The organism is Anabaena cylindrica UHCC 0172 (assembly GCF_034931625.1).
GTDB lineage: Bacteria > Cyanobacteriota > Cyanobacteriia > Cyanobacteriales > Nostocaceae > Anabaena > Anabaena cylindrica_A.
The window spans coordinates 1-10,730 of the sequence record NZ_JAYGGY010000139.1 but is presented as its reverse complement, the minus strand read 5'-3'; the positions used below and the strand labels follow the sequence as shown (position 1 = coordinate 10,730).

Genomic DNA, 10,730 nt, shown 5'->3' with positions numbered 1-10,730 from the left:
AGTAGGCATTTCCAGACCATCTTGCAGGTTTTTACACGTATCTCGGCTCAATACCTAAATCTTCTAAAAGTTCATCTAGAGGAATTGATACCCACTCAAAAGTTGGCGTTTGTGCGGTGTCAGTTCTTGCTAACAGAAGTAAATCTTCCACTAAACGAGTCATTTGATCAGTAGCAGAGGCGATCGTTCTCAACTTATTTTCATCAGTGGGATGAATTCGCTCTGGATGATTCATCATGACTTCAACAGAGGTTTTCACAACTGTGAGGGGACTTCGCAATTCATGAGAAGCATCCGCAGTAAACTGTTTTAATTGTTGAAAACTTTGTTCAACAGGTTTTAAGGATTGTCTTGTCAACCACCAACTGCTAACACCAGTTAAAATAACAGTAATGAGTCCTCCATAACGGAACCCCCACAACAGTCGATCAAGTTCTTCTTGCAAATCTTCAGTGGATTCACTTACCCGCACATATCCTTGCAGTTGTTTTCTTTCTGGAATAAAACTAGCAGAGTGAACTGGAACAATAATACTGCGAATTCTTTCCTGTTGAGAAGTTTTTATATTTGGTTTAAATGGAATTTGAGGAATATAACGACCTGCATTACCCAGTAACCGACCATTAGCATCAAACCATTCCACAGTTTGATGATTTTTGTGTAAATCTTGCCAAGGTATATCTAAATCCTCATCATAATCTAAATTCCGAGGAGTTCTACGCTTAATAGCTTTTACATCAGCCTTAATTGTCAGTAAACTATGAGCCGCTGCATCTGCTAATGTAATCATCTGGCGGTCTAGTTTCTGATAGAGTCTATAGGTAACAAACTCATAAACGGCTAAGGTAGTTACTGCTAAAATAGCCACCATAAAACTTAGGTAATAAAGTAAAAGCCGCCAGCGTAAAGTTTTAAACATAAACTTAATAAAATTGCTTGAGGCGATAACCCAAGCCGTAGATTGTTTCAATAAAATCAACTGGAGCATCTGCTGATTGCAATTTTTTGCGTAAACTCCTAATGTGAACTTTAACTGTTTCTTCTCCTGGAAGTTCCTCAAAAGACCAAAGATGATCGAGGATTTCACTACGACTAAACACGCGATGACTATTACGCAGAAATAACTCCAAGATTCGATATTCTTTTGGAGACAGATGTATCGGCTTTCCGTTATATGTCACTTCAACTTTACTAGGATCTAAACACAAATTTCCCCATTCCAGAACAGGAGGTAAAATAGCAATTCCACGCCGCAATAAAGCGCGAATTCTAGCCATGAATTCTTGTAAATCGAAGGGTTTAACTACATAATCATCTGCACCTACATCTAGCCCCATAACTTTATCAGTACTGGTGTCTTTTGCTGTCAGCATTATAATTGGCATAGAATAACCTCTTTTACGTAATCGTTGGCAAAATCTGATACCATCTAAGTGAGGTAACATTATATCCAATACTATTAAGTCATAGAAAAATAGTTCTACAAAATCCCATCCTTCTTGACCATCCAACACAATATCAACCACATAATGTTGGTCAGTTAACGCTTCTGCTAGTGCCAAGGCAATCCGCTCATCATCTTCCACCAAGAGAATTTTCACAGTTTTCTTTTCTTTGTTTTACTAGCCAAAAATAATGTATTCAGTATTAACAGTATTTTGAAAACAGAAATCTCTGCCATTTAATCCTAATTACAACCGATTTATAAAGTCTGAGTAGTTTCTCCCAGTCCCTTTGACATTATTCGATATGTACTCATTATTATGCTGCTGTATTAGGTTTTGCTATCAACAGATTATCCCTGTCTTAATCTCTGTAGCTTCAGCATCGTAATACATATCATCAACCACAAAAATCCAACACCATATCCGGCAATTACATCTGTGGGCCAATGGACGCCTAAATATAGCCGACTAATCCCAATTACCGCTATTAGAAGAACCGCGAAAACATAGATTAGCCGCGAAAATTTAGGATAATGAGTAGCTAGTATATAGGCAATAAAACCATACAATACCATAGAGCCTAGTGCATGACCGCTAGGAAAACTGAAAGACTTTTCAGAAATCAAAAGATTCCAAAGTTGTGGACGGGGTTTAGAGAAAAATAACTTTAAACCTGTATTTAAAATTAAGCCTCCTAAACAGGTAAGCACAAAAATATATGTTTCTACTCGGTAACGTCGCCACCAAAGTATTCCTAAAGTAAATGCTGCGACTACTACTACTGTCTTTGGATTACCAAGATTCGTAATAAATAACATTAAATTATCAAGACTCGAATTGGCAAATTGATGTAGCCATAATAAGAAAGATGTATCAAATGCAAAAGCTTCTTTTTCCAGAACTTCTCCAGCAAGCTTGGCGACAAGAAACAGGATCAGCAGACAAATAGCAAGTCCAAGTATACCAATTGTGGCAATTAAAGGAGCTAAACGAGGGTATATATGGCGCAACCAAAAGGTAGAAATTTTTCGGATCATTGAGTATGTCTAAGTCTGTTATGGACTTATAGCTTACAGAACAATAGTTAAGAACTTGAAAAGACGATCTTGAATCAAAAATTGAGTTATTTTGCTCAAACTAGGCTTCTAAGCACCTGGTTTAAAGTAATCTAGTAACCTATCCCCTGAATCTGCCCTTACTAAGGCTACTACTACATCGGGTAGTGCAGCTAAATTGGGATACACTAAGTAACGAGGTTCCCAATGAGGGCTAAACTTATCTTTAAATGTATGCAACCCCTTAAAGTTGTAAAACTTATTTAAGTGGTCGTAGAGATATTTTAATACTTTTTCTAAGCTGGGAGAATCTTGTGTTTCTCCAACTCCAGAAAGTGCAGATAATCCCAAATTGAAACCGTCATATTTGAGTTGCTGAAAGTGCTGAAATATTGAGACAAATAAAAATTCCATTGTCCCTTTCTCAATTTCTGTACGTCGTCGCATTAAGTCGATAGTAATTTCATTTTTCTGATACTCTGATATCACATTTGCGAAAGCGCTGATTATTCCTTCTGGAGTGTGTACAGCCACAATTTCGCACTCACGCAAGTAGGTATTATCAAACCAACCAACAGAAAACTTTTTCTCGGCTCCCTGCATCATCTTAAGCCATTCATCACTTACGGATCTCAATTCTTTTAATAATTCATCTGCAATAGGTGGTTGATAAAATTTAACTTGATGACCCGACTTAGTAAGTCTATTGAGAGCATTTCTTAAGTTTTGATTAGCTTTGCCTTGAAGGGTGAAGCTATGTAAGTCAACAATTGCTTCTTCACCAATTTGAACAGTACGGTAGCCTAAAGATTTATATATATCTAAATCATCTGGTAAAGTTTGATAAAATGCGGGATACCAGTCATTTTTCTCACAAAATAGTTGAAACCCAGTAATTACCTCTTGTCTTTCTTCGAGTGGGCCAATTGGATCACCTAAAGCTATTGCACCTCTCCCTTTTGCTACATAAGCGATGAAACTTTTCCTAGAGGGACTGAAATAATAAGTTTTATCCTCAAAGAGAGTAAATCTTGCTAACGAAGATTTACCATATTGTTCTACAATTTCTTTTGCCCGTTTTCTTTCTACTTCTAAAGCAGGATTTCTTAATAAAACCGGACGCAAGAGCATGAATAAAGCATAAGCTAATGTGGAAGCCCCTACGAAATATATTGAATCAGCAAAAAATTGTCCAAATCTCGTTGTTGGTTCTAACCCCGCATTATCAGCCGTGAAAAACATTGCCAAAGTTTGCAGCAATGCTTCTGGTAGGTCAAAATTAACTGTATATTGCCTATCTAGTAGAAAGAAACCTACAGTGCCATAAGCTAATGTAAACAGCAATGCACCAATCAAAACTCGAATTCCTTGAGCAATGGAAGGACGGTCTGATTTGGCAGTGAAAATGTGACGCATTAAAATAAGTTGACTTAGCAAGACTCCAGCCAGCAGACTTTCTTCATAGTCTAATCCTTTGATTAAATGGCTAATAATAGTTATAATTAGTAATCCAACTGTTAGCAACCAAGCTACTCGCTTGCGTCGTAATAAATTAGCTGCCAGAGTTAACAATATAAATCCAGTAATTGCTGCAAAAAAATGTCCACCAGCGCGGATATCAAAAGGGACAAATTGCTCTATTAATTCTGTGCGTCTAGGTGAATTAGGAGTAACCGCAGATATCAAATTAACAATCCCTACTATGGCGGTTAAAATAGAGGCTGTCCACAATCCAATCTGTTGACGTTTATTTAGCAATTGCTTTTCCTCATTTCGCTTAATTGTTTGATTGTGTCGTGAAGCGAGTCTAATTTCAAGCTGGGTTGAACGGAAATTAAGCTAGTAACGCACCTTTAAACGTTGATTAATTTCATATAAACCCAGCACTGCCACTGCAACTATCAAGGGCAGGATGTAGTAAACTCCTCGGTAAGCTATTAGCGAACCCAAAGCTGCTGGGGCTGTTACTTCTGATGGCAGCAGCAAAAGTATTACGGTTTCAAACACCCCTAAGCCTCCAGGAACGTTGCTAACAATGCCTGCGATCATTGCTAGTAAATATATCTCAGCAAAGCCGAAATAGGACAAAGGAATACTTGGGGGTAAGAGAAGATAGAGAACAGCGATCGCCAATCCCCAGTCCAGCAAAGAAACCCCTATTTGCTTTAAGGACAGATAAAAGGAAGGAAAAGAAAATGTCTGTCCACGAATACTCAAGGTTTGATTGTAAAAATAACTTCCCAGTAAATATGCCACTACAATGAGTAAAAAAATAACTCCTATTGGATGAACAGAGACAAAGGGTAAATTTAGTAGGGTAGGAATGGTGAGTGGTTCAAGAAGAAATATTATCCCACTTACGGCGAATAGTCCTAACCAGAAACTCAGGTTCTCGAAGGCAATTACTTGAGCGATCGCTCCCACTGATACCCCCCAATTTGAATAAAGACGGTAGCGGATAGCACCACCTGTCAAAAGAGCAAAGCCAACAGAATTACTGATAGCATGGCTGATAAAAGCTGTAAAAATAATTGCACTAGGAGGAAGCGAATGACGGATATAGCGGAAGGCTAGAAAATCATAACTAGTGAGTACTAGATAGCCTCCGATGGAGCATCCAATGGCTATAAACAAGCGATTTGAGGGAATTTCTGTCAAACTACGAAGAACATCACTTAGGTTATGCTGCCGCAGTTCGTTGTTGATTGTCCAAAGAGAGAAAGCAAACAACAACAAGCCAAAAACAGATAAACTAATTTGAGAAAAGCGTTTTCGATTCATCTTTAAAGTCAAGAATGTATAAAGCAGATTGATTAATTCTTCTGCGCTGAGGCTTGCTTAAATTGCTTTCCCACATAAGTAAGTTGGTCTGCTAGATGTTTGTGCCAATAGTTCCAGCCAACATCTGCGCCAACAATACCATGACCGCCAGGAAAAGCATGGAATTCGTTTGCAATTCCTAACTTATCTAGAGTTTGATGAAACTGCTGAGTTGAGGTAAGAAATTCTTTATCTTGCTCTCCAGCATCCAAATATGCTCTAATGCGTTTACGTTCTGCAACTGGTATTTTTTCAATAAAATCTTGGGGACTATTTGCCGTACCACTGCTATCGGTAAAGTAGCCGCTAGAACTAAAGAAAATATTAAAGTTATTCAAGTGGCGTAAACCAATATTAAAAGCTCCCCAACCACCGCTTGACTGTCCTCCCATTGCCCAAAACTGCGGTTCATTCAACGTCGGATAACGAGATTTCACAATTTTGACTAACTCTGAACCAATCAAAGTGCCAACTTTACCATTGGGGCCATCATAGTAATCTGAATCCCAAAACGGACTTGTACCGCGCTTGTCGTTGCCATCTGGGGTAATAACTATTGAATAAGGTAATTTGTCACTTTTGTAAAGGTCATGTAGCACGGAGGTGACGGCTGCTTTATCCTGATAAGCACGAGCATCGCCATGTCCCCCGTGGAGTAGGAAGATTACTGGATAGCGTTTCTTTAGGTTCTTGGCATAATCGGGAGGGAGAATTAAGCCATATTGTCGCATTTCTCCCATTGCTTTGCTGTTGAAAGTCTTTAGCTTAAATGACAATCCTGTATTTTTCTCTACCTGCGGAGGGTCAAGTTGCGGCGCACCAGCAATGAACACATACCAATAGCCAGTTGCCAACAAGGTAGCAACTATGGCTATACCTGCTAGTAAAATATTTGACCATCGTAACTTCATCTATAATTTCCTTGGTTATTATCTCAAAATAATATTAAAATTAAACTTTTCTATAATTGCTCACACTCAAAACAGCAGATAATTATTTGTTAACCAGCTATAAAACTAATAATCAGCCCAGTCAAAACAATCAAAGTCAAAATAATATAGGTGATATCTCGCTGACGTATAAAAGCTAACAGAGAAAAAGCAACTCTAGCAACAGGAGTAGCAATTAATAACAACAATCCAAGTTGAATGATGCCACGACGACGACCTGATAATGCTGAGGTTGCAACCCCTTCAGGAGAGCGAAAAGCTGGAGGTTCACCGCGAAAGATTTGATAATTAGGAGTTTCTTTACCGTGATAAATTAGGTATAAAACTCCGCCGAACAAGACTAAAGCTGAAGCTAAAAGTACGCCATATCTTAACAAATTCCCGACCAAAATTTCGACTTGCCTTTCACTCAAGTTGTGTCGATTTTGGGACATTTTAAATTCTCCCAGTCAAGCCGTTATAAATCATTTGAATTGCCAATAGCACAATGACTAAACTAAAAATATTTCTTAAAACGCCTACTCTTGCTTTTACCAATACCTTAGCTCCTAACAATGCGCCTAAAAGTACTCCTAACATGACAGGCATTGCTAGTCCAGGGTTGATGTAACCTCGTTTCAGGTACACACCCGCGCTAGCTGCTGCTGTCACCCCAATCATAAAATTACTGGTAGTAGTAGAAACTTTAAACGGAATCCGCATGAATTGATCCATTGCTAGTACCTTGAGTGCGCCAGAACCAATACCAAGTAACCCGGAAAGCACTCCGGCGACAAACATCAGACTAAATCCTACGGGAACAGCATAGACATTGTAAGATTGTTCACCTTCAGGAGTTGGGTAAGTGCTATTTAGCTTTAAACGAGTTGCTAAACGATCAGGTGGAGTATCAGCTGAGTGTTCAGGACGGGATTGACGCGAGAGATGGGCGCTGTAAAGTAAAACAAATCCAAACACCACAGCGAGTATTCTAGTGGAAACAAAAGCGGCTATGGTTGCACCTGCGATCGCTCCAAATGTTGTTGCTACTTCCAAGAACATTCCCAAGCGTAAATTAGTGTAGCCTTCTTTGACGTAAGCAGAAGCCGCACCGGAAGAAGTTGCAATTACGGATACTAGCGAAGCACCGATTGCGTAACGAATGTCAACACCAAAAACCAAAGTTAACAGAGGGACAAGCACCACTCCACCGCCTAAGCCTGTCAACGCTCCCAAAAAGCCTGCGATAGCAGAACTAATCCAGACTAGTAGGGTAAATTCTAAAACATTCAAGCGAACACCTCCAGTGGGCGCGTCACGCCAACGCACCTTCGCTTCTAAATTAAACGTTGCTTATTGAAAAACTCAATAGCAACACCTGCATTATATAGTAAACAAGTTAAGAAATAATTAATTACACGGAATCATTAGAGGTTGCAAATAAAACTCTAATAGCACTAGTAATTAGTAGCAAGGCGAATATTTTAGTTAAAACCCCATTCGGTAAACTCGTTCCTATTTTGGCACCGAACCACCCACCTAAAATAAATCCTAGACAGAGAAGTGCAGCTACTTTTATATCTACATATCCTTGCTTGTAATAAGTCCATGCTGCTAATAAATCTATTGGTGGAACTAACAAAGCCAATGTAGTTCCTTGTGCTTGGTGCTGAGAGAATCCTAAGAAAAAAATCAAAGCAGGTAAGATAATTATTCCACCACCAATACCTGTCATGCCACTAACAATTCCTGCTACCAATCCCAAAATTATGCAAAGCCAAATATTAGTCATAATTAAACTTATTCCTCATTAATGTACTTTTGCCAGTATCACAGAGTTTTTTATTAGCTGAAATTGATGTTGCTATTCGTATTATGCTCTCAGCATCAACTAGCCAGATAACTACGCACTTGTTCTTTATACCTGCGTAGAGTACTCAAAGCTTGTAGCTCTATCTGTCTTACTCGTTCTCTACTAACACCCATGCGCTGACCAATTTCCGCTAAGGACAGTTCATTTCCATCTACTAAACCGAAACGTAAATTTAATATTTCTCGTTGCTGGGGAGTTAGTTTTGACAATAAATTTTGAATATTTTGTTGGAGAAACTTTTGCTCAGTGTAAAATTCAGGAGAAACTCCTTCATCCTCCAACATATCTTGTAATTCCGTCTCTCTTTCTGCGCCAACTCGTAATTCCAGAGAGACAGGTTGACGTGCTAAGAGTAAATAATCTCGAATTTGTTTGGGGTCTAAAGATAGTTCTTCACCAATATCAACTGCGCTAGGAGTATGACCTAATTTTTGAGCTAGTTCACGTTGGGTTCGCTTGATTTTATTGAGTTTTTCTGTAATATGAATAGGCAAGCGAATAGTACGCCCTTGTTCGGCGATCGCTCGTGTAATTGCCTGACGAACCCACCAATAAGCATAAGTTGAAAACTTATACCCTCTGCTAGGGTCAAATTTTTCAACTCCTCGCTCTAAACCTAAACTTCCTTCCTGAATTAAGTCGAGAAATTCTAGATTACGTCTTTGATATTTCTTAGCAATAGACACTACAAGTCGTAGATTAGCCCTAATCATTTTTTGCTTTGCTTGATGTCCCTGGTGTAGTTGTTGCACTAGTGATTTTTCACTAATATTTATATTTTCAGCCCATTCTTTTTGTGTAGGTTGACGCTTTAATTGAATAGCTAGTTTTTCTTTAGCAGCGAGTAAGTTCATCATTTGTTGTACTTGCTTGCCCAAATCAATTTCTTGTTCATGAGTTAACAAAGGAATACGTCCGATTTCGTGTAGATAAGTACGCACAATATCAGCATTGGATAAGGGTTTTTCATTTTTATCGCTTACTTCTATAGATGGATGAGATATATTTTTCATAGTTTTTTGAACCTTTGTAAATACTGATTAACTTGGAATGAATGATTTTTGGCTCTGTGTAGTTAGTATGACATCAAGAAATGAAATTAGAATGAAATAATGAATTTTATTCATTGAACTGCTTCTTTTTTCTGACGGAATAACATAAACAGTAATTAAGTCTTTGGGAGTAAAATTTTAAGAATTGCAGTCTAAAGTATTCATAGCTTTTAATTCCTATAATCTCGTTTTGTAACTTCACATTAAGGGGTAAAAGTTAAGAACTCGGAAAGATTTCTCTGGTGGTGAGCAGATATGCTTAATTCAGCCAAAACTGATATTTTTTAAGTTAAGAGCTTGATGTTGCAGGATTTTGTCAAAGAGTTTAAAAAGTGATGTCTATCGAAATTAAATAACTACAATCACGCATTCAGTAAGCGTACTCAATCTTTATGAAAAATATCTAAGGGTTCAATTAATTGACTTGACCTATAAATTGCTGCTCCTTGAGGAACTGATAATGTTTTTCCTAATAAGGTTCCAATTATGACTTCAACTCCTACCAGAATCAACAACATTCCTGCCAAATTTATTAGTACTCCAGTTTGCAGAGTACGAACTGTCTCCTTTCGACTTGGATGTAAACTAGATTCAGGAGCTTCTAGTTGTTTAGAAAGACGAGTATAACGAAAAAACCAATAGATACTAAAGCAAAGTATTAAGATTCCACCAAGTGCAGAAAATACCCCTAACCCAGACTTGAGATTTATATTAAGATTAGTATCTGCAATAGCAAACAGCAAAACCAGTCCAGAAGCAACTGTTAAGACTAACTGTGTCCAAAACCCAATCCATCCAAAAGTACGAAGATTTACAGCAGCTTGCTGTGTTCTACCATTTTTTTGTATATATTTCGGACAGGTCTATTGTACAAGTATTTAAGAGATTGCATACACTTCAAAATAGGTATTGCGATGTAACTGCTTTAAGCTAAACCCCACATGATATTTTTGTTTCCAAGACCTCAAATAATTACTTTTCTTGCTTGAGGCTGTTGTGTGATTTTTTGGGTAACTAGGTGGGGTCATCTCTCAAACTCCAAAAGTAGTCCAATGTTATCTATGATTAGTTGCTAATGTAATAGTCAACTAATTTGTGTATCTAGAGCTTGTTTTTGTGAGTACCAATACCTCAAGCATTGAGCGTACTCAAGTATCAGAAAGTCTAAGTATTACTATTTAAAGACCTTCTCTAGATTATCCACTTCATCTAGTACAGGGGTAGCAAGACGACCATAATCTTTAGATGATTTAGCCGCCTCAACACTAGCAACAAGTCCATCAAATTTCTGTACTTGTGCAGTTCCTCCACGCGCTAAGATAGATGGTCTAACTGCATTCCAGGTGCGGCGCATCTCCGATGCAGTTTTTTTCAGCTGGCTTGTATTTCCTGTTGCTGACCAAATTTCCAACTCGCGTCCATAGTAATCAAGTAGCGTTACCTCAACTGGTACTTTTGGTTCAAATTCCTTGGTAATATTAGCAGCGAGTAACGTCACTTGGCTTAACGGGTGACAAGGTGGTTAAACAGCTTGTTTCATAAGGGATAGAGCCTGA

12 protein-coding genes are annotated in these 10,730 nt (G+C 38.2%); all 12 read right to left on the bottom strand.

Annotation, left to right across the window (positions count from 1 at the left end; translation table 11 throughout):
- Positions 1–31: 31 nt before the first annotated feature.
- Positions 32–919, bottom strand: a complete 888-nt coding sequence (locus VB713_RS27685) for a histidine kinase dimerization/phospho-acceptor domain-containing protein (protein ID WP_323314695.1) — start codon at positions 917–919, stop codon at positions 32–34.
- Positions 920–923: 4 nt separating this feature from the next.
- Positions 924–1,601 (bottom strand): response regulator transcription factor, encoded by a 678-nt coding sequence (locus VB713_RS27680; RefSeq protein ID WP_323314694.1) that lies wholly within the window; start codon positions 1,599–1,601, stop codon positions 924–926.
- A gap of 194 nt (positions 1,602–1,795) precedes the next feature.
- A complete protein-coding gene (locus VB713_RS27675; protein ID WP_323314693.1) occupies positions 1,796–2,482 on the bottom strand; it encodes a phosphatase PAP2 family protein in 687 nt (228 codons plus the stop codon).
- 108 nt (positions 2,483–2,590) lie between these two features.
- On the bottom strand, positions 2,591–4,258 hold the full coding sequence (locus VB713_RS27670; protein WP_323314692.1) for a bifunctional lysylphosphatidylglycerol flippase/synthetase MprF: 1,668 nt from the start codon (positions 4,256–4,258) through the stop codon (positions 2,591–2,593).
- Positions 4,259–4,339: 81 nt separating this feature from the next.
- A complete protein-coding gene (locus tag VB713_RS27665; protein ID WP_323314691.1) occupies positions 4,340–5,281 on the bottom strand; it encodes a lysylphosphatidylglycerol synthase domain-containing protein in 942 nt (313 codons plus the stop codon).
- Positions 5,282–5,313: 32 nt separating this feature from the next.
- Positions 5,314–6,231, bottom strand: coding sequence for an alpha/beta hydrolase (locus tag VB713_RS27660; RefSeq protein WP_323314690.1), 918 nt, complete (start codon positions 6,229–6,231; stop codon positions 5,314–5,316).
- Between the two features lie 89 nt (positions 6,232–6,320).
- Positions 6,321–6,704, bottom strand: coding sequence for a DUF1634 domain-containing protein (locus VB713_RS27655; protein ID WP_323314689.1), 384 nt, complete (start codon positions 6,702–6,704; stop codon positions 6,321–6,323).
- A 1-nt stretch (position 6,705) separates the two neighbouring features.
- A complete protein-coding gene (locus VB713_RS27650; RefSeq protein ID WP_323314688.1) occupies positions 6,706–7,542 on the bottom strand; it encodes a sulfite exporter TauE/SafE family protein in 837 nt (278 codons plus the stop codon).
- A 121-nt stretch (positions 7,543–7,663) separates the two neighbouring features.
- Entirely contained in the window at positions 7,664–8,041 is a 378-nt protein-coding gene (locus tag VB713_RS27645) for a sulfite exporter TauE/SafE family protein (protein ID WP_323314687.1), read from the bottom strand.
- 95 nt (positions 8,042–8,136) lie between these two features.
- Positions 8,137–9,135 (bottom strand): RNA polymerase sigma factor, RpoD/SigA family, encoded by a 999-nt coding sequence (locus VB713_RS27640; protein ID WP_323314686.1) that lies wholly within the window; start codon positions 9,133–9,135, stop codon positions 8,137–8,139.
- A gap of 422 nt (positions 9,136–9,557) precedes the next feature.
- Complete coding sequence (locus VB713_RS27635) at positions 9,558–10,022, bottom strand: DUF3611 family protein (protein WP_323314696.1); 465 nt, start codon at positions 10,020–10,022, stop codon at positions 9,558–9,560.
- Positions 10,023–10,348: 326 nt separating this feature from the next.
- Positions 10,349–10,672: a hypothetical protein gene (locus VB713_RS27630; protein WP_323314685.1), complete on the bottom strand. Its 324-nt coding sequence runs from the start codon at positions 10,670–10,672 to the stop codon at positions 10,349–10,351.
- Positions 10,673–10,730: the final 58 nt, after the last annotated feature.

Excerpts from the sequence above, each read along its gene's own strand:
- VB713_RS27685 (WP_323314695.1), bottom strand. The coding sequence starts at position 919 with ATGTTTAAAACTTTACGCTGGCGGCTTTTACTTTATTACCTAAGTTTT.
- VB713_RS27665 (WP_323314691.1), bottom strand. The coding sequence starts at position 5,281 with ATGAATCGAAAACGCTTTTCTCAAATTAGTTTATCTGTTTTTGGCTTG.
- VB713_RS27640 (WP_323314686.1), bottom strand. The coding sequence starts at position 9,135 with ATGAAAAATATATCTCATCCATCTATAGAAGTAAGCGATAAAAATGAA.
- VB713_RS27645 (WP_323314687.1), bottom strand. The coding sequence starts at position 8,041 with ATGACTAATATTTGGCTTTGCATAATTTTGGGATTGGTAGCAGGAATT.
- VB713_RS27675 (WP_323314693.1), bottom strand. The coding sequence starts at position 2,482 with ATGATCCGAAAAATTTCTACCTTTTGGTTGCGCCATATATACCCTCGT.
- VB713_RS27655 (WP_323314689.1), bottom strand. The coding sequence starts at position 6,704 with ATGTCCCAAAATCGACACAACTTGAGTGAAAGGCAAGTCGAAATTTTG.
- VB713_RS27660 (WP_323314690.1), bottom strand. The coding sequence starts at position 6,231 with ATGAAGTTACGATGGTCAAATATTTTACTAGCAGGTATAGCCATAGTT.